Origin of the sequence: Pseudoalteromonas agarivorans (genome assembly GCF_024518735.1) — a bacterium.
Classification (GTDB): domain Bacteria; phylum Pseudomonadota; class Gammaproteobacteria; order Enterobacterales; family Alteromonadaceae; genus Pseudoalteromonas; species Pseudoalteromonas atlantica.
Genome location: NZ_JANIGJ010000002.1, coordinates 156,732 through 179,401, shown reverse-complemented (window position 1 = coordinate 179,401; position 22,670 = coordinate 156,732). Strand labels below are relative to the sequence as shown.

Annotated in this window: 23 protein-coding genes; 20 read left to right on the top strand and 3 right to left on the bottom strand. The window is 40.9% G+C overall.

Translation table 11 applies throughout. The annotated features are described in order from the left end of the window. Positions 1-38 precede the first annotated feature (38 nt). The 15 genes from NQT65_RS05165 to NQT65_RS05095 all read left to right on the top strand — a co-directional run bounded on the left by NQT65_RS05165 (position 39) and on the right by NQT65_RS05095 (position 12,981). The gene (locus NQT65_RS05165) at positions 39-2,831 is read left to right on the top strand and encodes a monovalent cation/H+ antiporter subunit A (RefSeq protein WP_024033786.1); all 2,793 of its coding nucleotides are present in this window, start codon (positions 39-41) and stop codon (positions 2,829-2,831) included. Then, a complete protein-coding gene (locus NQT65_RS05160) occupies positions 2,831-3,184 on the top strand; it encodes a Na+/H+ antiporter subunit C (RefSeq protein ID WP_004585893.1) in 354 nt (117 codons plus the stop codon). The genes NQT65_RS05165 and NQT65_RS05160 overlap by 1 nt, the downstream gene beginning before the upstream one ends. Then, positions 3,181-4,698: a monovalent cation/H+ antiporter subunit D gene (locus tag NQT65_RS05155; RefSeq protein WP_256850652.1), complete on the top strand. Its 1,518-nt coding sequence runs from the start codon at positions 3,181-3,183 to the stop codon at positions 4,696-4,698. Before NQT65_RS05160 ends, NQT65_RS05155 begins: the two co-directional genes overlap by 4 nt. Continuing rightward, positions 4,698-5,234 (top strand): Na+/H+ antiporter subunit E, encoded by a 537-nt coding sequence (locus NQT65_RS05150; RefSeq protein WP_029772199.1) that lies wholly within the window; start codon positions 4,698-4,700, stop codon positions 5,232-5,234. The genes NQT65_RS05155 and NQT65_RS05150 overlap by 1 nt, the downstream gene beginning before the upstream one ends. Continuing rightward, the gene (locus NQT65_RS05145; protein ID WP_004585896.1) at positions 5,228-5,497 is read left to right on the top strand and encodes a K+/H+ antiporter subunit F; all 270 of its coding nucleotides are present in this window, start codon (positions 5,228-5,230) and stop codon (positions 5,495-5,497) included. The genes NQT65_RS05150 and NQT65_RS05145 overlap by 7 nt, the downstream gene beginning before the upstream one ends. A 9-nt stretch (positions 5,498-5,506) precedes the next feature. Further along, positions 5,507-5,839, top strand: a complete 333-nt coding sequence (locus NQT65_RS05140; protein WP_004585897.1) for a Na+/H+ antiporter subunit G — start codon at positions 5,507-5,509, stop codon at positions 5,837-5,839. 291 nt (positions 5,840-6,130) lie between these two features. After that, positions 6,131-6,628 (top strand): DUF2059 domain-containing protein, encoded by a 498-nt coding sequence (locus NQT65_RS05135; protein ID WP_054982209.1) that lies wholly within the window; start codon positions 6,131-6,133, stop codon positions 6,626-6,628. Between the two features lie 150 nt (positions 6,629-6,778). Further along, positions 6,779-7,216 (top strand): MerR family transcriptional regulator, encoded by a 438-nt coding sequence (locus NQT65_RS05130; RefSeq protein ID WP_004585899.1) that lies wholly within the window; start codon positions 6,779-6,781, stop codon positions 7,214-7,216. Further along, positions 7,213-9,456, top strand: coding sequence for a heavy metal translocating P-type ATPase (locus tag NQT65_RS05125; RefSeq protein WP_256850651.1), 2,244 nt, complete (start codon positions 7,213-7,215; stop codon positions 9,454-9,456). Before NQT65_RS05130 ends, NQT65_RS05125 begins: the two co-directional genes overlap by 4 nt. 10 nt (positions 9,457-9,466) lie before the next feature. After that, a complete protein-coding gene (locus NQT65_RS05120; RefSeq protein WP_256850650.1) occupies positions 9,467-9,817 on the top strand; it encodes a cupredoxin domain-containing protein in 351 nt (116 codons plus the stop codon). A gap of 101 nt (positions 9,818-9,918) precedes the next feature. Continuing rightward, on the top strand, positions 9,919-10,134 hold the full coding sequence (locus tag NQT65_RS05115) for a TIGR02450 family Trp-rich protein (protein ID WP_256850649.1): 216 nt from the start codon (positions 9,919-9,921) through the stop codon (positions 10,132-10,134). 551 nt (positions 10,135-10,685) lie between these two features. Next, positions 10,686-10,898 carry an EF-hand domain-containing protein gene (locus NQT65_RS05110; RefSeq protein WP_004585903.1) on the top strand — a complete coding sequence of 71 codons (213 nt, stop codon included), beginning with the start codon at positions 10,686-10,688 and terminating at the stop codon, positions 10,896-10,898. Between the two features lie 422 nt (positions 10,899-11,320). Next, a complete protein-coding gene (locus NQT65_RS05105) occupies positions 11,321-11,524 on the top strand; it encodes a hypothetical protein (RefSeq protein ID WP_064386783.1) in 204 nt (67 codons plus the stop codon). A 73-nt stretch (positions 11,525-11,597) separates the two neighbouring features. Beyond that, entirely contained in the window at positions 11,598-11,804 is a 207-nt protein-coding gene (locus tag NQT65_RS05100) for an EF-hand domain-containing protein (RefSeq protein ID WP_029772194.1), read from the top strand. A gap of 232 nt (positions 11,805-12,036) precedes the next feature. After that, positions 12,037-12,981, top strand: a complete 945-nt coding sequence (locus NQT65_RS05095; protein ID WP_096042016.1) for an EAL-associated domain-containing protein — start codon at positions 12,037-12,039, stop codon at positions 12,979-12,981. Positions 12,982-13,033: 52 nt separating this feature from the next. Here NQT65_RS05095 and NQT65_RS05090 read toward each other — a convergent pair whose 3' ends face one another. Further along, positions 13,034-14,656, bottom strand: a complete 1,623-nt coding sequence (locus tag NQT65_RS05090; protein WP_256850648.1) for a M28 family metallopeptidase — start codon at positions 14,654-14,656, stop codon at positions 13,034-13,036. A gap of 155 nt (positions 14,657-14,811) precedes the next feature. On the opposite strand from NQT65_RS05090, the gene NQT65_RS05085 reads away from it, so the two are divergent. Beyond that, a complete protein-coding gene (locus tag NQT65_RS05085) occupies positions 14,812-14,964 on the top strand; it encodes a hypothetical protein (RefSeq protein ID WP_171046485.1) in 153 nt (50 codons plus the stop codon). Positions 14,965-15,072: 108 nt separating this feature from the next. Here the strand turns inward: NQT65_RS05085 and NQT65_RS05080 are convergent, their stop codons facing one another. After that, on the bottom strand, positions 15,073-15,312 hold the full coding sequence (locus NQT65_RS05080) for an RNA recognition motif domain-containing protein (protein ID WP_024033770.1): 240 nt from the start codon (positions 15,310-15,312) through the stop codon (positions 15,073-15,075). Between the two features lie 161 nt (positions 15,313-15,473). On the opposite strand from NQT65_RS05080, the gene NQT65_RS05075 reads away from it, so the two are divergent. Both NQT65_RS05075 and NQT65_RS05070 read left to right on the top strand, forming a co-directional pair. After that, positions 15,474-15,728 (top strand): hypothetical protein, encoded by a 255-nt coding sequence (locus tag NQT65_RS05075; protein WP_055253059.1) that lies wholly within the window; start codon positions 15,474-15,476, stop codon positions 15,726-15,728. A 214-nt stretch (positions 15,729-15,942) separates the two neighbouring features. Then, positions 15,943-17,220: a VCBS domain-containing protein gene (locus NQT65_RS05070; RefSeq protein WP_256850647.1), complete on the top strand. Its 1,278-nt coding sequence runs from the start codon at positions 15,943-15,945 to the stop codon at positions 17,218-17,220. Here the strand turns inward: NQT65_RS05070 and NQT65_RS05065 are convergent. Then, positions 17,209-18,147, bottom strand: a complete 939-nt coding sequence (locus NQT65_RS05065) for a LysR family transcriptional regulator (protein ID WP_096042013.1) — start codon at positions 18,145-18,147, stop codon at positions 17,209-17,211. The genes NQT65_RS05070 and NQT65_RS05065 overlap by 12 nt on opposite strands. Before the next feature lie 148 nt (positions 18,148-18,295). On the opposite strand from NQT65_RS05065, the gene NQT65_RS05060 reads away from it, so the two are divergent. Together NQT65_RS05060 and NQT65_RS05055 are read left to right on the top strand one after the other, a co-directional pair. Beyond that, complete coding sequence (locus NQT65_RS05060) at positions 18,296-19,528, top strand: efflux RND transporter periplasmic adaptor subunit (RefSeq protein ID WP_256850646.1); 1,233 nt, start codon at positions 18,296-18,298, stop codon at positions 19,526-19,528. A gap of 2 nt (positions 19,529-19,530) precedes the next feature. Beyond that, positions 19,531-22,659, top strand: a complete 3,129-nt coding sequence (locus NQT65_RS05055) for an efflux RND transporter permease subunit (RefSeq protein WP_256850645.1) — start codon at positions 19,531-19,533, stop codon at positions 22,657-22,659. The last annotated feature ends 11 nt before the right edge of the window (positions 22,660-22,670 follow it).

Here is a 22,670-nt window from a genome sequence, read left to right as displayed (position 1 = left end):
CGTAAGGATAAACTTATGATTATAAAAGGCCCTACATTATGACTTTGCTCTGGATACCTTTGTTATCCTTAATTGGCAGTGTTATTTCTTCATGCACCGGCAAACTATCCCGTACGCAAGCTGCAGCTGTCACTGTACTTGCCCCTTTAGCAGCATTAGGTATTACGCTATACCACACCCCCGCTATTTTAGCAGGTGAAACAATTCGTTATGCTGTAACGTGGATCCCCGCTGTTGGACTGGACTTATCATTTCGTCTTGATGGCTTGAGCTTACTGTTTATGTTTATGATTTTAGGCATAGGCATACTGGTAATTACCTACGCACGTTATTATCTGAGTAAAAACGACTCCTTAGCTAAGCTGTATAGTTACTTATTGCTATTTATGACCGCAATGCTGGGCATTGTTATGTCTAACAATGTTATTCAGCTTTGGCTGTTTTGGGAACTGACCAGCATTAGCTCGTTTTTATTAATTAGCTATTGGTGGCATAAAACAGAAGCACGAAAGGGCGCTCGCATGGCGCTAGCTGTTACTGGTGCCGGTGGCTTAGCATTGCTGGCAGGTTTAATGTTAGTGGCCGATATAGTTGGCAGTTACGACCTAGATGTAATTTTAGCTAGCAAGGCAATTGTTCAATCACATGATTTATACGAAACAGCACTGGTATTAGTTTTGCTAGGTGCATTTACTAAATCGGCACAGTTTCCATTTCATTTTTGGCTACCTCACGCTATGGCAGCCCCAACCCCTGTTAGCGCGTATTTACACTCTGCGACTATGGTAAAAGCAGGTATATTTTTATTAGCGCGTTTTCACCCAGTACTTTCTGGTACAGATACTTGGTTTTTACTGGTTGGTTTAACCGGTTTAACAACGCTTTTATTTGGCGCTTATATCGCCTTATTTAAACACGATTTAAAGGGCCTGTTAGCGTACTCAACCATTAGCCATTTAGGGTTAATTACCCTGTTATTGGGCCTAGATACTGAGCTCTCTACTGTGGCGGCAATATTCCATATTATTAATCATGCCACGTTTAAAGCCTCGCTATTTATGGCAGCAGGTATAATTGACCATGAAACCGGCACTCGTGATATGCGTAAGCTTAATGGTATGTGGCGGTATTTACCGTATACGGCCACACTTGCCATGGTTGCGGCTGCTTCAATGGCGGGTGTGCCATTGCTTAACGGCTTTTTATCTAAAGAAATGTTTTTTGCCGAAACCTTACATCAGCAAGTGCTTGGCTCTATGTCGTGGTTAATCCCGGTGTTAGCCACTATTGCAGGGGCGTTATCGGTGGCTTATTCGTCGCGTTTTATTCACGATGTATTTTTTAATGGCGAACCAATTGATCTACCACGCCAGCCGCATGAGGCTCCGCGTTACATGCGACTACCCATTGAAGTACTGGTTGTGCTGTGTGTGCTGGTTGGTTTGTTCCCGCATTTTTCAGTCGATGGCATTTTATCTGCTGCGTCTTTGGCTGTACTTGGTCAAAAGGTACCAGAGTATGAACTGGCTATATGGCATGGTTTTAACTTACCGCTATTAATGAGCGCCATGGCAGTAGTGGGTGGTTTGTTTATTTATATAAATCGTAAATACCTATTTCAATTTCAAGCATCATTACCGCCACTTAATGCTAAAAAAACCTTTGAGCTAATTGTGCTTAAAGTTATTAATTGGTGCCAAAGCAGGGTAAACACTATCGAAAACGGCTCATTACAACGCTACATTTTTGTAATGCTGGCGGTGGTATTGTTATGTGCCGGTTGGCCATTATTTGAAATGCAACAATTAGCGGGCAGTATGCCGCGTATTCCGGTTGATGTGCATAACGCAATAGGTGCAGGCCTACTGATTATAGGTGCTTTTGCTACCGTTATTTGGCATCGCTCACGCGTAGTTGCGTTACTAATGATTTCTATTGTAGGACTCATGGTGTCGGTGGCGTTTACGCGTTTTTCTGCGCCCGACTTAGCGCTTACGCAATTAACGGTAGAAGTAGCAACCGTTATTTTATTAATGTTGGCATTGTTTTTCTTACCACAACATACGCCTAAAGAGTCTAGCTCGTTACGAGTACTCAGGGATTTAGGGATAGCCTCAACATTAGGTGTTGTGGTGGCAAGTATATGTTATGCATTACTTACACGCCCACTCGAATCGATATCAGATTTTTTCATAGCCAATGCCAAAACAGGAGGTGGCGGTACCAATGTAGTAAACGTTATTTTGGTTGATTTTAGGGGCTTTGACACCCTAGGCGAAATAACCGTATTGGGTATTGCAGCGTTGGGTATATTTAAAGTGCTTTCTCGTATTCCATTGTTCATGCCAGCAAGTGATGGTGAAGGGCGCCCATGGGCTCGCGAGCGCCACCCTATACTACTTGCCAGTATTTCGCATAGCTTATTACCGCTTGCATTATTAGTATCGGCTTATATTTTCTTACGTGGTCATAACTTACCTGGCGGCGGCTTTATTGCAGGTTTAGTAACATCAATTGCCTTTATATTGCAGTACATGGCTCATGGCTCAGCTTGGATAAGCGAGCGCTTTGCAGTCAACTACCGTAAAATTATTGCATCAGGTATCGGTATTGCCTTGTTTACTGGGGTCGGTAGCTGGTTCTTTGAACGGCCGTTTTTAACTACGTGGTTTGATTATTTCGATATCCCATTTATTGGCAAAACAGAACTTGCAAGCGCAATTGTGTTTGATTTAGGCGTTTATTTAACAGTGGTTGGAGCCACGTTAATGATATTAGCAAGCCTTGGCAACATGACAGCAGATACCCAGAAAAAAGAGGTAAATATTTAATGGAGCTATTGTACGCATCTTGCGTTGGTGTATTAGTTAGTTGTGGAGTGTTTTTACTGCTAAGAGCCCGTACGTTTCCGGTAGTGCTTGGCCTTACTATGATTTCCTATGCCGTTAACTTATTTTTGTTTTCTGCGGGTCGCTTAACCATAAATAAAGCGGTTGTGCTTGGTACAGGGGCTGAATATGCCGACCCTTTACCTCAAGCACTAGTACTTACTGCAATAGTGATAGGGTTTGCAATGACTGCGTTTGTGGTTATTTTGGCTATACGTGGTAGAGCCGATTTAGGAAGCGATCATGTTGATGGGCAAATCATCAAAAGTGCAGCCGATAGCAAGGAGCAAAAATGATTCAACATTTAACCTCTTTGCCTATTTTATTACCTATGTTGGCAGCGGTAATATTGCTTTTGCCACCCTGTGGTAAAAGTTTACGTATTCGCCGTATTGCCTCGTCAATCATGGCGGTGATCACATTTATTGTCAGTGCATTGCTGTTAATCCATGTATATAACAGTGGTATCAATGTATACGCTATTGGTAATTGGTCTGCTCCTTTTGGCATAGTGCTTGTTGCCGATATGCTTTCTACTTTATTGGTTGCACTTACATCCTTTTTAGGAATGGGAGTCATTTTATATGGCTGTGCCGGCGATGATGCAAAAGGAAACTTTTTTCATCCATTAGTTCATTTTTTAATATTAGGCGTTAATGGGGCATTTTTAACGGGTGACTTATTTAATGTATTTGTATTTTTTGAGGTGTTGTTGATTGCTTCATACTCACTACTTATGCATGCCGGAGATAAACAAAATACCCGTGCAGCGCTCCAATACGTCATATTAAATTTGGTTGGCTCGAGCGTATTTTTAATTGGTTTAGGTATTTTATACGGCGTACTGGGTACATTAAACATCGCTGATATGACGCAAAAAGTAGCCCTGTTAACGGGCGATGATGTCTTTTTGGCAAAGGCCGGCGGCTTACTGCTGTTAGTTGTATTTGCTTTAAAAGCCGCATTGCTCCCCTTGCACTTATGGCTACCTAATACTTATGCCAGTGCAAAGCCTGTGGTTGCCGCTTTATTTGCTATTATGACCAAGGTGGGTGTATACGCCATGCTGCGCGTTTATACCGTTATTTTTGGTGAGCAAGCCGGTGAGCTTGAACATATGGCGCAATCGTGGTTATGGGGCTTAGCCATTGCGACTATAGTGGTTGGTGCAATTGGCGTAATGGCTGCGCAAGATTTACGTAAGTTAACGGCAAATTTAGTTGTTGTATCAGTGGGCACGTTAGTCGCTCTAATTGCACTGCAAAACGTCACTGCAACAGCTGCACTGCTTTATTATTTAGTGCACTCCACATTAGTCAGCGCTGCACTATTTTTATTAGCTGATTTAATTGCCACACAAAGGGGCAAAGTAGGGGATAGACTGGTTGCCGGACGAGCCGTAAACCAACCTTACTTATTGGGAGCATGCTTTGTAATTGCTGCATTAACCGTAGTAGGTATGCCGCCGCTATCGGGGTTTGTTGGAAAAGTTTGGATCCTCAAAACAACCTTAAATAGCGAGCAAGCCTTACTATTTTGGCCTGTTTATTTAATTGCTAGCTTTGTTTTATTAGTTGCACTTTCTCGTGCTGGTACAAGTCTGTTTTGGGAAAGAAAAGGCAATAAAACAGAAAGCGCCGAGGGCGAAAATGCTCACCCATTACAAGTGATGATAATTGTAGGGCTACTTGCGTGCTCACCTTTGTTAGTTGTTTTTGGCGGACCAATAAGTGAATACATGGTCAGTGCTGCTACGCAATTGCATGATATAAGTGGTGGCATTAATGCAGTTATGAAGGGAGGTGAGTAATGAGGTTACAAGCCCGTTATCGTTGGTTGCCAACGCCGTTTCGTAGTTTGTTTTTATTTTTAATTTGGTTGTTGCTTAATAATAGTGTATCCGCAGGGCATATAGTATTAGCTACGTTTTTTGCGATATTTATTCCGCTATTAAGTGTTTCATTACGTGATCCGCAACCTTTAATACTAAAACCAGGTTTGGCACTAAAACAATTGCTCATTGTACTTTACGATATAGTGGTTGCTAATTTACAGGTAGCCTTATTAATCATTGGTCCAGCTAAAAAGTTACGTCCTGCTTTTGTTAAAGTGCCTATAGATTTAATACACGATATGCCCATTACTATTCTTGCCAGTTGTGTATCTCTTACACCTGGTACAGTAAGTGCCGAGGTATATCCTATTCCTGAGTCACTAGATGAAGGCGAAAAGCCTAAACAGCGCTATTTACTTATACATGTGCTTGATTTAAAAGATGAAGAGGCACTTATTAAACAAATTAAACAGCGCTACGAAGCTCCCCTAAAGGAGATATTTCAATGTTAGATACTGTATTACTTATTGTATTTGCCATGATAGGTTTATCGTTACTGTTAAACCTATGGCGATTAATTATAGGCCCCTCAGTGCCTGATAGAGTTTTAGCCCTAGATACTATGTACATTAATGTTATCGCGTTAATTATTTTATACAGTATTAGTATGGGCACTGGTTTGTACTTTGAAGCAGCGTTATTAATCGCGATGCTTGGCTTTATAAGTACTGTTGCAGTTTGTAAGTATTTACTACGCGGCGACTTAATTGAATAGGATATTAAAATGATAAGCGAGTGGGTTGTATCAATATTACTACTTTTTGGTGGGCTATTTATTTTAATAGGGTCGCTGGGCTTAATTAAATTACCTGATTTTTACATGCGCTTACACGGCCCTACTAAAGCAACAACATTGGGTATGGCCAGCATATTAATTGCTGCAATGGTGTTTTTTGCCACGTCGGTGCACACCATAAGCGTAAAAGAGATTTTAATTACCGTGTTTTTATTAATTACTGCCCCTATTAGTGGGTATATGTTAATAAAATCAGCGATTCATCATAAGCTTAAAGCAAAGGAAGGCACAAAAGGGCTCGATAACGTAGAAGACGATTAGCCCCTGTGCACTGATAAAAAGGCCAAATAAACATGTTTTATTTGGCCTTTTTAGTATGGGTTTACACATTTACAAACTATTTTATACCCGTTCGCATAATTAAGTAATTTACTCTGAGGCTGGTAAAACGTGTTGATAATTTAGTAAAAAATTAGCTATTTAATTGTTCTGAATGAGCATTTTTTAACGTAAGTAACGGCACGTTTAGCCCCGCAAAATGAGTAAGTATTATTGCGGATTGATATTAATCATGTGAGTATGGTCTTACTTTTTATATTTAAGGATATGACAATGGCTAAGGCACTATTACTTTCGTTACTTATATTTTCTGGCAGCGTATTGGCTGACGAGGCAACTAAGCAGCAAAAAATAGATGAGCTGATAAACGTGATGAACATGGATGCTATGGTTGATTCTATGTACGGGCAAGTTGAAGGCATGATGAAAAACATGTCTGCACAAATGGGTGTTAAGCCCTCTGAGCAAGCTATTTTTGATAAATACTACGCAGATATGACCAACGTACTTAAAACCGAAATGAGCTGGAAAAAAATGCAGCCGATGATGGTTAACGTTTACGACAAACATTTTAACGAGCAAGAAATTGCCGACATGCTGGCGTTTTATAAAACTGAAACAGGGCAAAAAATTCTTCAAAAAATGCCTGTAGTAATGCAAGAGTCTATGCAAATGTCGCAAAGCCTAGTACAAGATGCAATGCCAAAAATTCAGCAAATAGCCGGAGAGCTAAGTGAAGAGCTAAAAGCCTCTCGCCAACAAGAAAATTAATCTCTCTGCCTCTTTTTAAGCGCGCTCATTAGCGCGCTTTTATTTTATCAGCTCCAGTAAATTTAAATTATGCTTTAATGCTCCCCTCTATTGACCTGTGTGTCACACATAGGTTTACAATTGAGCTCTAAAATCTAAGGGGGCTAAATTATGTATGTTAAGCAATTAGCGACGTTAATGGGTGTAACGCCTGATACAGTTCGTCATTACACACGAATAGGCCTTTTAACGCCCATACGTAGCCAAAGTAATGGTTATCAACAATATACAAAAGCAGACCGCCAACGTTTACAGTTTATTATAAGCGCCCGAAAGCTCGGGTTTTCCCTAAAAGATATACAGCATATCATTGGCGAGTCAGAACAAGGGCATTGCCCATGCCCACTTACACGGCAAATTATTGCAAAACGTTTAGAAGAAACCGAAGCCTTGTTTCAAGAAACCCTTAAATTACGAGTGCGTATGCAAGCGGCGTTAAAACAGTGGGAAACATCGGCAGACGGCGCTGTTGCAAGTGATGTGTGTAGCTTAATAGAGACGTTTGTTGACCCACTTGTTGAGCCAAACAAAAGCGGAGATGTGCAATGAGTAGCAGTAAAACAACAGAGCAAAACTTTATTATTGAAGGTGCTAATTGTGGCAGTTGTGTAGCCAAAATAGAAAAAGCCCTCAATAGTGTGCAAGGCGCAAACAATGTCGAAATGAACTTTGCAGATCGCACCGTACGAGTAGAGGGCAGCGCGCAGCAAAGCACATTAATTAGCGCCGTTGAAAATATAGGTTACGGCGCAAAACCTATGGATAACACATCAGAGCAAGATGCGCTTGATGAAAAAGCCAAGTCAGACGAGGCACATTACAAAAAGCTAATGCGCAACATGATGCTGGCTTTAGGTGTGGGCGTACCGCTTATGATTTATGGGCTTATTTTTGATATGAGCGTGACAACCACTAACCAGCGAATTGCATGGGGTGTGGTCAGTATTATCACGTTTGTCGTTATGGCTGTAGCAGGTAAGCAATTTTATAAAGGTGCTTGGCAGTCATTTAAAAATCATGGTGCTAACATGGATACGCTTATTGCTTTGGGAACGGGCACTGCGTGGTTATATTCAATGTTTGTTGTACTTGCGCCTAGCTTACTACCTGAGGTTGCAAGGCACGTTTATTTTGAAGCTTCTTCAATGATAATTGGGTTAATTAGTTTAGGCCTAGCTTTTGAAGTGAAAGCGCGTGGACGTACTTCGCAGGCTATTAAGCGTTTAATTGGCTTACAAGCAAAAACAGCCCGTGTAATACGCGATGGCGCAGAGCAAGATATAGACATTAGTGATGTGCAAAAGGGCGACCATGTAAGGGTACGCCCAGGCGAAAAAATCCCGGTAGATGGTGAAGTGCTCGAAGGTAGCAGCAGATTAGATGAATCTATGCTCACGGGTGAGCCTATGCCAGTGAGTAAGCAAGCTGGCGATAAAGTGGTTGCTGGCAGCATTAATAAAAGTGGTACATTATTATTTGAAGCCACACATATAGGCCAAGAAACAACCCTTGCCAATATCATTAATATGGTAAAACGCGCGCAAAACTCTAAGCCTTCAATAGGGCGATTAGCCGATGTTATATCGGGCATTTTTGTGCCCACAGTAATGATAATTGCGATACTAGCAGCCCTTGCATGGTTGAATTTTGGCCCAGCCCCTTCAATTGCTTATGCAGTGGTAGCGTTAACCACCGTGCTGATTATTGCATGCCCGTGTGCGTTGGGTTTAGCAACGCCTATGTCGGTAATGGTGGGAATAGGTAAAGCCGCCGAGTTTGGCATATTAATTCGCAATGGCGAGTCACTGCAAACTACCTCTAAAATTACTACCATGATTTTAGATAAAACCGGCACTATCACCCAAGGTGCACCACAGGTAACAGATGTTGTAACGTTTAATAACGCAGATGAAAATAACGTAATGCAATTAGTTGCAAGCCTCGAGAGTAGCTCTGAGCACCCACTTGCGGAGGCGATTACACAGTACGCTCAAAAACAAAATGTAACCTTGAGTAAAGTTACCGACTTTGATGCCATTACCGGTAAAGGTGTAAGTGGAACGGTGAATGAGCAAACACTGTTATTTGGCAATAAAGCGCTTATGGATAAATACGAGATTGCAGTTGATGACGCCACAGAGCAAGCACACACCTTTGCAAATGATGCAAAAACCCCGATGTACTTTGCCTGTAATAACCAACTTATGGCCTTAATTGCGGTGGCGGACCCGCTAAAAGAAGACTCAGTACAGGCAATCAAGCGCCTGCAAAATGAAGGTATTCATCTAGTAATGCTCACTGGCGATAATAAAGCGACCGCACACGCTGTGGCTAAAAAAGTCGGTATTGATGATTTTATCGCAGAAGTGTTGCCAGAGGATAAAGTAAACGAAGTCACTAAACGTCAACAGCAAGGCGAGATTGTAGGCATGACGGGTGATGGGATCAATGATGCCCCCGCGCTTGCTAAAGCAGATGTCGGTTTTGCAATTGGCACAGGTACAGATGTAGCCATAGAAAGCGCCGATATTACCTTAATGCGTGGCTCACTGCATGGCCTTGCCGATGCTATTGCCATTAGCAGCGCAACAATTAAAAACATTAAACAAAACTTGTTTGGTGCATTTATTTATAATGTTGCGGGCATTCCTATTGCAGCTGGTGTGTTGTATCCGTTTATTGGTGTACTGCTAAACCCAGTAGTAGCGGGCGCAGCTATGGCGCTTTCATCACTGACAGTAGTCACCAATGCTAATCGCTTACGTTTTTATAAACCCAATAAGCGCTAAGGAGTCGATAATGTTAATGATAAATTTACTTGGTGCAGTATTAATAGTGGTCATTATTTATTGGTTTTGGCTTTATAAGCCAAAGCAAATACACAGTAATGATAATACGCAAACCATAGTGGTAGATAACGGCGTTTATCAACCAAGTCATATAAAGGTGGCGGCCAATAAAAAAGTCACACTTACATTTGATAGAAAAGACAGTGCACCGTGCGCCGAAACTATGGTGTTCCCGCAGCTTGATGTAAGTGAAAGCCTTGCAATGGGAGATAATACAATCACTTTGCCTGCACTAAAAGCAGGTGAGTACGACTTTCATTGCCAAATGAAAATGTATAAAGGTAAGTTAATCGCTGAGTAACCAATAAGTTGATGAAGTAACATTAATACGGCCTAACTTTATGTTGAGCTAAACAACGGGTTATGTCGTATTAGTGTTAATTAAGCACACTAGATTATTTAATGAATAACTTAAACCCTAAAAAATTACTAAACAGTAAGTGGACTGCCACTCCAGCTATCAATAAAGAAAAACACTTTATCATTGTAGAAGTAGAATACGATGAAGAGGGTAATGTAATTGAGTGCCTTACCGAGTCGGTATTTTCTAAAAATCAGTACTCAATACGCTGGCGAGATTTAAAAGACACACAAAAATGGCGTCAAGGCTGGAAGTAGTTAAATTGTTTTTATACTTTAAAAACGCCAATTTGTTATGCCCAACTAAATGCAATGCGCTCTTTTTTTAATCCCTGCCTTTTACTAAATTCGCCATTTGGCAACAAATGCCTGTTTTTTACAGGCTTGCCATGCTTTTAAAAAATAAACGCTAAATATTTTTTAAATATCAATATATTTCAATTGGTTATGTTTTAGGTTTTATGACGTTTAATTGTTTTAATTAAGCTGTTCAGCTTTAGTTTATTCTTAAACTTCCCCAGATTATGTTTTTAGTTAGCTTTTAGCTCATGTGTGGCTTTTTTATAAATCATAAGCTGTTGATTCTATTGCTTTATTTTAAGTGGCTCATCTAACTGTTGCTAAAAAGCAACAAAAATACCCCTCGAAACTTAATTTTTCCATATACTTATCGCATAACTCATTGTTTATTAATTGAAAATAAAACATGGCACTGAAGTTGTAACTGAAGTTGTAATAGTTAAGCTGTATTAAGCAAAACGTGGGTAACGCCAATTGGCTACTCCCCTAACCCTATGAAGGATTTCATTATGAAAAAGGCACAATCAACATTGGTATTAATGGCTTTAGCCTCTTCATCAGCGGCTTTTGCAGTAACAGATTTTGACACACTCGATAAAGATGGCAGTGGCACATTAAGCCCGTTAGAAGCATCTGCTGATGCTGAATTAATGAGTCAGTTTACAAAACTTGATACTGACAAAAACAACGAGCTATCTAAGAGTGAGTTCGACAAAGCATAAGTGAGTGCTTTGAGTAGTTAACGCCCAGTGGCACGTTAATTCTGAGTTGCCAAAGACAACCTAAGTAGGCAAGGGAGCTTACCATAAAGAATAACAAGGACAGTGTAATACACAGGGCATTTTATTATAAACGCATAGCGAAGGAATCGATATGTAAAAGCGATACCCAACTTTGCTTGCAATAGCGCTGGTATTTTCTGGCACATTTGCAAAGTTTGACACCAACACAAACGGTAAACTTTTTAAAGCAGAGGTTTTACAAGCGTAGACGATTAATGCGCTGTGGTGTAAGCATAATTCTGAGTTGCCAAAGACAACCTAAATAGGCAAGGGAGCCTATTAAAAAGAATAACAAGGAAGTGAATTGTAACCACCTCAGTGCAAATTTATACAGGTAATGCATATTATTGAAGGATTACATTATGACTAAGCTGAAAACAACACTTGTACTTATCACCTTGGTGTCATCATCGGTGGTATTGGCAAATACAGAGTTTAAAACACCTATGCAAGGCGAAGGTGGTTTAACAAACCAAAGTGATCAATCAGCAGAACAAATAATGCAGCAATTAAATATGCAAAGCCGAAATAGCCTAACCGAAAACGATTTTTTTGAATACAAATAACCGATTCTCCCTTTATGGATCTCAGAAAAGGATTTCTTCCCCTTTGCCAGGCACTTAACCTAAGGAAATGATTATGAAAAAATTTATCGCACTTCTAGCCCTTGCCTCTTCATCAGCGGCGTTTGCCGCGGTCGACTTTAACAGTTTTGATGCCAATGGCGATGGCGTAATTAGCAAAACAGAAGCACAAGCCAACGCACAGTTAGCACGGTTGTTTGATAAGCTCGATACAGATAAAAATGGTGAGCTTTCACAGCAAGAGTTTTCTAAAGTACAATAATTTTATGGCGTAGTTTTACGCGCTTAAAATTTATCAGGTCATACTCACAAAGCAGTTAAGTAACATTTACTTAGCTGCTTTTTTTGTGCATGGCGCAGGCATAACTGCTTTTTCACCAAATAGGTGCAAATGAGCGCAAGTTAAAACCTTAACCTGATGAATAAAAACACTTTTTATACTTGGTTTTAAACTTGCTTAGTTAACGCTATAGCAACTGAGTGAGTACACAATTATGGCGCGAATGAGTTATATAAGTAGTGTTGAGCGCTACCATGAGTATGAGCAAGTAATACACAGCTTGCTTGACTCTATTTTAATGAGTATTGAAGACGGGCTTAACAAAAATCGAGATACGCGTTTTTTAGTAAAGCAATATCCCTTTTTAGAGCTGCAATATTGTTTAAACGAATCTGGGCTTCAGCAAGGCAATAACGTTTGCTTTAAGCGTGCCTATAAAAAATTAGCCGAGCAAGGCAATCAGCAAGACTTAAGTGAGCGCCCTTACTTTTTACAATCTAAACAAACCGATTCGGTGTGCTTTACCGATCCGTATATTTCTATCGCAACTAATCATGTATGTATTTCGGCTATTAAAGAGCTAAAAAAGCCAATTAACCAGCAGCATTATTTAGTGTTAGACGTATGCTTAACCCAGTTAATTGAGTTTGTAATGGGAGACAGCGCGCGTGCCGGTATTTCGCCTTATTTTAAAGCGGGTTATGGGGTGATTGTGGCGTGTTTATTTACTTTGGTACTCTTTTTACTGAGCATAGTATTTAACGATATATATGCATTATTAACCCACTTTGACTCAGCGTCTGATCCCCTCGAGCCCTTTAGCATTATTATATATATTACTTTAGCGTTGGCCGTGTTTGATTTAGGAAAGACCATTCTCGAAGAAGAGATTTTAATGCATAAGGATATATTTAGGCACTCTTCTACACGGCGCACAATTACCCGGTTTATATCTACCGTGCTAATTGCAATATCTATTGAGGCGCTATTAACCATGTTTAAGGCAGCGTTGGGGCAGGCTGAATACTTATTACCGGCCATTGCGATGATGCTTGCGGTGGTAGGGCTTTTAATAGCCTTGGCTATTTATGTGTATTTAGGGGCCAAAGCCGAAACCTTACTAATGCGGGCGCGCTCAAAATTAAAATCCTCCAAGTAGGAGGATTTTAATGCGATTGGTATGATTATTATTTAGCTTTAAACTTTACCTGCTAATGCGGCTTATCTTGCTCGCGCTTTGCTTTAAAGTCTGAGTCACTCGTCCATATAGGCCAATCGCCATTGTTAGCAAGCTGTGTGGCTATATCAACAATAAGCTCTATGTCTTGCTTTACGCCACCTAATGACCACTGCGGCGAGTAATCGTCGGCTTCTTTATGGTATTTATGCGCAATGTAATCAGGGTCGGTATCGCCAAGGCTCATAAATAATAAACTAGGCACACCTTGCTTAGCTAAAGAAAAATGATCTGATCTAAAAAACAAACCGTTTTGCGGGCGAGGGTCCATTTTAACAACGCGACCTTGCGCTTTTGCCGCGTTTGCTAGGTAGTTTTCTAGGGTGGATAAATCGTTACCGTATTGCAAAATGTAATCGGTGCCATCTAGCACGTTCATTCCGTCAATATTCAATAGCCCGACCATTTGTTTAGTGGGCACAACGCCACCGGTTGCAAATTCTTGCGAGCCAATGAGGCCAGTCTCTTCTGCGGTAAAATTAGCAAATAAAATAGAGCGTTTAAACTGTGTTTGCTGGTGGATTTGATTCATAATGCGGGCAATTTCAAGTGTGGCCGCTGTGCCAGAGGCATTATCCACTGCACCGTTATAAATTTTAGGGCCGCTGTCGGTTTGCTTGGTACCAAAATGATCCCAATGAGCACCTATTACCACGTACTCATTAGGGGCGTCGCTTCCTGTAATTTGCGCAACTACGTTATGTGATTTGGCATGCGATACTTCGTTTTTAAATGAAAGGTTGGCTGTTAAATTAAGCGCTGTGGCTTTAAAGTCATCACTTAAAGCCTTTTGTTTTAAATTTTGATAGTTAAGCTGTGCGGCATTAAAAATTTGCTCAGTAGTATTAAGTGTTAGCCAGCCCATAACTGGGAGCTTAGAAGCGTTTAGGTTATTGTCCATCAGGGTGTATTTAGTCCCTGTGTTTGAGCTTTCAACCACGCCCCAAGGGTAAGCCGCAGGGGCAGTTTCGTGCACAATAAATACTGCTTTGGCACCTTGGCGTGCGGCTTCTTCGTATTTGTAAGTCCAGCGGCCGTAGTAGGTCATAGCATTACCTGTAAATAACGCATCGTTTTGTGTAGCAAAGCCAGGGTCGTTTACCAATACAATAACGGTTTTACCTTCAACATTAATGTTTTCGTAATCGTTCCAGTTGTATTCGGGGGCATTAATACCGTAACCCACAAATACAATGTCAGAGTTTCGTACATCTATTACTGGCTGTAATTGCTCTGTACGGGCGGTAAAATCGTTACCTGCTTTAAACTTTAAGTCGCCCACCTGCAATTGCATATTTTGATTGGCCGTGACCATTGCCATTTTTACCGGCTGTAAAAACTTACCATTATACGCCCCAGTTAAACCCATAGCTTCGTATTGCTCGCTCAAGTAACCTACTGTTTTTACTTCACCATGAGTAAGTGGGCCGCGACCTTGAAAGTCATCAGAGGCGAGCGTTTTTATATGCTGTTTAACGTTATTTAGGCTTACGCCGGGCGTATTTTCTAAAGAATAATGCTCGCTTGCAGGTTCAGAGCAACCAAAGAGAGCGACTAGCAGGCTTAGGCTAGCGCTTTTAAAAAGAGTAGAGGCCATAGTTTTCTGAATAGTTTTAAAAATTGGTTTTTAATATAAAGGAAGCACTGATGTGAGTCGAATATTTATCATCTTGCCAGTTCTATTTTTCAAAAATTGAAAATTGCCGGTGTAGGGTGTATAAATAATCGACAACAATAAATGGAGCACACATAATGAGCCAATCTAAAAAAAGCGGATACCTGTTTATAGGCAGCGGCGTAGCATTTTTTGCAGCAGCTTTGCTCGCACAGCAAGCCATGTTTTTTGCTTTAGCTGCATCCTTTGTAGTGCTAGGTACAATTAGTATAAAAAAAGCGGCACCCTAGGCGCTTAATATTTTAAAGCGTCGCGCTAATATTAATCTGTTATATAGCGTACCTTAAAACGTAAAAAACCAGCAAATAGCTGGTTTTAATCATATAGCAAGTAACTAATTACTCATCTGCGTATTTTACGCGAATTTTGCTTTTATCAACGCTTAATTGATTAAGTGCTTTAATAGCGCTTCTACTTTCTATGTCGTTTGGCATTTCTACAAAGGCAAAACCTTTTGATAAACCAGTGTCTTTATCAAGCACCAAGTTACAGGTAGTTACTTTACCGTGTGCTGCAAACAACGTGCGAAGGTCTTGCTCTGTGGTAGCGCGAGACAAATTACGAACTAATAATTTCATATATAACCTAAATAAGGGGTTCGCTGAGGATTATCTCAAGTAACTTGGTTTTAACCTAATTTTATTTAGCCTTTTATTTAATTTGGGAGAAAAGAGCAAATATTTACAATGCATAAAAAATATACTAAATTCAAAATAAGTTTAAATTAAGAGGGACGATTATGAAAAAAGTACTAGTTTGTATTTCTGCTTTATTGTTAACAGCTTGTAATTCCACCACAAGTTCAAATAATGATACTATTGTTTTGCTAAACGCTGAAAAAACAAATGCTATTAGTTATCATAAAACATATAAAGAGTGTCAATCTGCAAAAATTTTGCAAGACATTAGAAGTAAAGCTGAATGGGCTCGCAACTCTGTTGCAAATAGGTCAACACATGTTAGTGGTTTTAAATTAGCTACTTGTGAAGGTTAACTTATAAAAGCCGGTAGATAATCGGCTTTTTCATTTTGTACCTTCCTTGTCCAATGAAGCCACCCTTCCAAATATACTGCTAAAATCAAGTTATCTCCTTATTAAGTTAAAACCGATTTCGTTATTCTGGTAATAAAAATCTAGTTATTAAAACAAATAATTGGTAAGTTATATTTCACTTTATTTACTTACCATTAACCTGGGGTGGTTGTTTATGTCAAAGTTTGGCTTGCGTGTTTTAACTATTACTTGTGTTTGTTCTTTGGGTATTTTAGCTGTAGGGTGCGGCAGCTCAGGGTCAAAAAGTGAGCCTGTAAATGCATCGGTTGTAGCGCAAAACGCCGCAGTAATTAGCGGTCAAACAGCTGTAAGTATTGAAAATACCCGCGATATAGCAATTACAGGTGAACTATCTATAACGGATGCACAAGCCAATGAGGCAGTATTTAAAACGCAAAGCAATAACACCACAACTTATGGTTCATTTAGCTTAACTGAGGATGGTAATTGGTCATATACACTTAATGGCGAGCATGCCACTGTGAGTGCATTAAACGAGGGCGAAACCTTACTTGATGAAATAACCGTCACATCTGCAGATGGCACCGAAGCGACAGTGTCTATAACCATTATAGGCACTGCAGGCCGTGATGATTTTATAGTAACGCAAGAAACAACCCTCAATGCCGATGGCGAAAACACAGGGCTAAGTGCTTATACATTAATAGAAAATGCGTTTAGTGAAGGTGCAATTGAATCGCCTGATATGTATAGCGGTAATCATCAAAATGTTGTGCATATTATTGAAGATACTGACTCAACTGTAGGTAATCACTTTGTGTTTTTAGCACATCGTGATGAAGACCAAGATAAAGATAAGGGCGCAACCGACCGCCAGCGCAACGAAATAAAAGCCTTTGATAAATCGCCCGCCGCAACACTTGCCTTTAAAGACGAAACCGTACAATACAGTTGGAAGTTTAAAGTCTCTAGCGAGCTTGAGCTGAGTAGTAAATTCAGTCACTTTTTCCAAATAAAAGCCCGTAACGACAGCAACGACAATACCAATGGCAACGACGACCAACCTATTATTACGCTCTCTGGTGCACAAAAAAACAGTACAGGTAATCAGCTGCAAGTACGTTATAGCGCAGGCTTTGATGAAAACGGTAACAGCACAGGGCTTGATAAAAACCTTATCGAAACCGACTGGTCACTCATTACTGATGAATGGATAGCGGTATTTGTACAAGCCACTTTTAGTGAAGCGGGGCAATTTGAAATGACCCTAACCCGCTTAAGTGACAACGAGGTGCTATTTAGCATTAGCGAGCAAAACATAGATATGTGGCGTGGCTTTAGCGATGATGACTTTGCCCGTCCTAAATGGGGTATCTATCGTTCAATAGTCGAAACCGATAGCCTTCGCGCTGAAGAAGAGCAAGTACGATTTGCTGATTTTGTGATTAAAAAAGGCGTTCTAGCGCAGTAAATATTTGCCTAGTTTTTTATCGTGGCTACTTACACGTTGTTGAATAATAGCCACTATGTGACGGCGTATCCACTGCAAACCGGCATCGTTGTCTTGGCGCTTATGCCAAATAACAGAGACGGGTGTTGGTGGCGTATCAATAGGGCTTTTTAAAACCACGAGCTTATTGGTAAATATTTCCTGCTCAAGCGCTATTGAGGGGAGGACACAAATAAGATCGGTATTTTTAAGAATGTTAGGTACATTTGCCGCGTTATTTACCGTCATCGCTACTCGGCGCTTTAACCCTAATACTCTTAGTGCTTGATCAGATGGCCCTAAAATATCGCCCGTAATTGATACTAATAAATGATCTGTATTAGCAAAGTCAGTAATACTTAAAGGGGCATTAGCAAGCGGGTGGTCAGGGCGCATAAGTACAACATATTTAGGCTTTAATAAGTGCTCGGCTCTAATAACGTTTTCAGACAGGGTGTAGCGATTAATTGCCAGTTCGGCTTCGGCGTCTTTAAGTACATTGGCAGCCTCTACCGCCCGATTAGGGATTGCATGGATATTGATGCCTGGGGCCTGCTGCTCAATAATTTTACGAAGAGGCCCCCATATCATTTCTACAAATATATCAGCGGCAGAAATACGAAAAGTGCGCTGCGCTGTCGCTGGGTTAAATTCACTTTGGTTTATAGCATGTTCTAATGATCCAAGTGGCCCCTGTATTTGCCCCCATAAATTGTTAGCAAATGCTGTAGGTTGAATATTTCGGCCATCTTTTATAAATAACTCTTCTCCCCACGCTGCGCGCATACGTGCAAGCGCGTTAGATACCGCAGGTTGTGTCAGCGATAATTGCTCTGCTGCACGAGTGATACTGCCTTCAGTCATGATGGCATCAAAAATCATTAGTAAATTAAGCTCTTGAGGACGCATATAGCACCGTTATAAATTTTAAATGTAAGATTATTTTACATCATTTTTAGTGATGTGTTTTATACAATAATATAATTATTTTTATGCTTTTACCGCGTTCATAATATAAGCAGATTTTAACACAACTCGTACAGCAAGAGAGTTAACCATGTCAGCTATATATAAATTTACATACACGTTTATTATTGCGCTATTAGCGATAATACTGGGTGCATGCAGCGATAAACCAAGTTCTATTCAAAGTAATGATGATTCTACGCAAGGGGTGGCCGTAGAAGTGGCCGAAGTAATAAGTCAGCGAATAACCGAGTGGGACAGCTTTACAGGGCGGCTAGAGTCGCCGCAAATAGTGTCTTTGCGTCCTCGCGTATCTGGTTATATTGAAGCGGCAGTATTTGAAGAGGGTGAGCTGGTAAATAAAGGCGACACCTTATTTTTAATTGATAGCCGCGAATTTAATGCACAAGTAAACCGCCTAACAGCGCAACTTGATGAAGCAAAAAGCCGCTTAAAACTAGCAAAGCAAGATTTTAATCGAGCTAAAGAGCTATTTAAAAGTAAATCAATATCTAAAGAGTTATTAGAGACCCGAGGCGCAGAGGTTGACCAAGCAAATGCCTACGTAGCACAAAGTAATGCATCCCTTGAGCTTGCACAGCTAAACAAAACCTTTACACGCGTAGAAGCGCCTATTTCTGGGCGAGTGTCTCGTGCGTTAATTACCGAGGGCAACTATGTCAGTGCAGGGAAAACTGAAATGACCTCTATTGTCTCTACAGAGCAGGTTTATGCCTATTTTGATATTGATGAAGCAACATGGCTTAACTATCAACAAGCGCACCTTGATAACAATCAATCTACCGCGTTACCTGTGGCGATGCGTTTAGCGAATGAGCAAGATTACCAACACTGGGGCAAGCTTGATTTTGTTGATAACCAAGTAAATACCCAAACCGGTACATTACGCGTGCGGGCTGTATTTAATAATCAAGACGGCGCGCTTTTACCTGGGTTATTCGCCCATTTAAAATTAGCAGGTGGCAATACTGAGCAAGGTATTTTAATTGCTGAGAAAGCTATTGGTACCGATTTAAATAATAAATACGTTTTAACGGTTGATGAGCAAAATAAAGTGCAATACCGCGCCATTACTTTAGGCGACAAAGTGGGTGAGCTACGAGTTATTAAACAAGGTTTAAAAAGCGGCGAACGCATAGTAGTTAATGGCTTGCAGCGCGTGCGCTCTGGCGTACTCATTACGCCAGAATTAATTAATATGGCAAAGCAAAGTACTTTAAACGAGTTACAAGCTTGGCAGCAAAAGGTTGATAACCAAAACCGCTTAGCCAATGCCGAGCCAACACTTGAAATAGGCATGTAATAATGAATTTTTCTCAGTTTTTTATTCATCGACCTATTTTTGCAGCGGTTTTATCTATTCTTATTTTTATAGGGGGTGCCATAGCCATATGGCAGTTACCTATTACAGAATACCCAGATGTAGTACCCCCAACGGTTGTTGTTACAGCTAACTACCCAGGTGCAAATCCTAAGGTAATAGCCGAAACCGTGGCCACAGTGCTTGAACAAGAGATAAACGGCGTAGAAAACATGCTGTACCAGTCATCGCTTGCAAACTCTGCAGGCACCATGACATTAACAGTCACCTTTGCGATAGGGAGCGATCCTGACGAAGCAACTACCTTGGTACAAAATAGGGTAAATAGAGCAATACCTCGCCTACCAGAGGAAGTACAAAGGCTAGGTGTGGTCACCGAAAAGTCATCACCTAACCTTACCCTCGCGGTACATATAACTTCGCCTTCAGGGCGATACGACAGTTTGTATCTGTCTAATTATAGCGATCAATTTATAAAAGATGAGCTAAAGCGTATTAATGGCGTGGGCCAAGTACGTGTATTTGGCGCAGGCGATTACAGTATGCGTGTGTGGCTAGAGCCTAACAAATTAGCGGCGCTCAATTTAAATCCAAGTGATGTAGTCAATGCTATTCGCTCGCAAAATCAGCAAGCTGCGGCAGGAAGCCTAGGCGCACAACCCATAGGCACCAGTGAGTTTCAATGGCTTATCAATGTAGAAGGGCGCTTAATAGAGCAAGACGAGTTTGAAGAAATAATCGTAAAAACGGGCGATAACGGCGAAATTACACTGCTAAAAGATGTTGCTAGAGTAGAGCTAGGTGCAGATAGTTATACCCTTAGGCCACTTCTTAATAATGAATCCATTGCCGCTGTGCCTGTTTTTCAAGCGCCAGGCTCTAATGCATTACAAATTTCTGACGATGTGCGCGCTAAAATGGCTGAACTATCGGCGCTATTTCCAGAGGGTATGAGCTATGAAATAGTGTATGACCCTACCGTATTTGTAAGGGGCTCTATTGAAGCCGTAGTCGATACATTATTTGAAGCGGTTTTATTAGTTGTGTTGGTCATCGTGCTGTTTTTACAAACATGGCGAGCATCTATTATTCCGCTGGTGGCAGTGCCAATTTCATTAGTGGGCACCTTTGCTTTTATGCATTTAATGGGATTTTCACTTAATGCGTTGTCGTTATTTGGCTTGGTGTTAGCAATCGGTATTGTTGTTGATGATGCCATTGTTGTGGTCGAAAACGTTGAAAGAAATATCAGTGAGGGATTAAGTCCTATTGATGCAACCACTCAAGCAATGAAAGAAGTAACAGGGCCTATTATTGCCACTACTTTAGTGCTTGCTGCGGTGTTTATTCCTACTGCGTTTATGAGCGGTTTAACAGGGCAATTTTATCGTCAATTTGCTCTTACAATTACTATTTCAACAGTGCTTTCTGCCATTAACTCGCTTACGCTAAGCCCCGCGCTGGCTGCGTTATTACTCAAACCTCATGGGCAAGACAACGATTGGTTAAGTCGTGCCATTAATAACTTATTTGGCCGTTGGTTATTCGCGCCTTTTAACAAAATGTTCGATAAAGCCTCGGGTAAATACACAGGAGCCGTTGGCCGAATAGTGCATAAGGGCGGCATAATTGGTGTGCTATACGTTGGTTTACTGGCATTAACGTGGCAGCAGTTTGAAAATACGCCAACAGGGTATGTTCCGCCGCAGGATAAAATGTATCTCGTCGCTTTTGCGCAATTACCTAATGCAGCATCGCTAGATCGCTCTGAAGCGGTGGTTCGCCAAATGTCAGAGATAATCAGGGCACACCCAGGCGTTAGTGACGCCGTCGCCTTTGCAGGTTTAAGCATTAATGGTTTATCTATAAACCCAAGTTCGGGGATGATGTTTACACCGTTAGAGCCGTTTTCAAAGCGGCAGAGCCCGCGCATGTCGGCAGCTGAAATAGCGGAAGATTTAAATAAACAACTTAGTCAAATAAAAGGCGCTAATGTTGCTATATTTCCGCCTCCTCCAGTAAGGGGAATGGGCACCATTGGTGGCTTTAGGCTGCAGCTTGAAGATAGAGGCTCACTAGGGTTTGACACCTTGCAGCAAGTAACAAATGGAGTCATTGCTAAGGCTAAAGCCGACCCCGCTCTTGCTAATGCGTTTACCAGTTTTACAACCGACGTACCGCAGCTAGATGTAAAGGTAGACCGTAAAAAGGCGCTAAGCTTAGGGCTTGAAATAAATACCTTATTTGAAGCGATGCAAGGCTATTTGGGCACAGTTTATGTGAACGACTTTAATTTATTTGGTCGCACGTATCAGGTAAATGTGCAGGCAGATGCACCCTATAGGGAAGATGTAGAGCAAATTAAGCAATTAAAAGTGCGCAATAAAAATGGCGATATGATCCCCCTTGGCGCAGTGCTTAGTATTGAGCATAGTTTAGGGCCAGATAGAGTAATGCATTATAACGGCTATGTTACGGCTGAGGTTAACGGCGTACCCGCACCAGGGTATAGCTCTGACCAAGCTAAAGCCGCAATAGAAGAAATACTCGATGAAACACTGCCAATGGGTATTGCGTATGAGTGGACAGACATAACCTATCAGCAAATTTTAGCGGGCGATACTTCAATGTATGTATTTCCACTTATTGTGTTGCTTGTATTTTTGGTTTTAGCAGCGCAGTACGAAAGCTTACGTTTGCCTGTCGCTATTATTTTAATTGTGCCTATGACATTGCTAAGTGCGCTGATTGGGGTGGCTATTTATGGTGGTGATAATAATATTTTCACCCAAATTGGCCTAATCGTGTTGTTTGGACTTGCCACTAAAAACGCTATTTTAATTGTTGAGTTTGCAAAAGAGCTGCAAGATACCGGTATGGATGCATTTAATGCCATTAAAGAGGCGAGCCGGTTGCGATTACGCCCAATATTAATGACCTCAATAGCATTTATTATGGGGGTTGTACCTATGGTGTTCTCATCGGGAGCAGGCTCTGAAATGCGCCAAGCTATGGGCGTTGCGGTATTTTCTGGCATGATAGGCGTAACGGTATTTGGCTTAATACTTACACCTGTGTTTTATTATATACTTAAACGCAGTGGTAAAAATTAAAGCGACAAAAA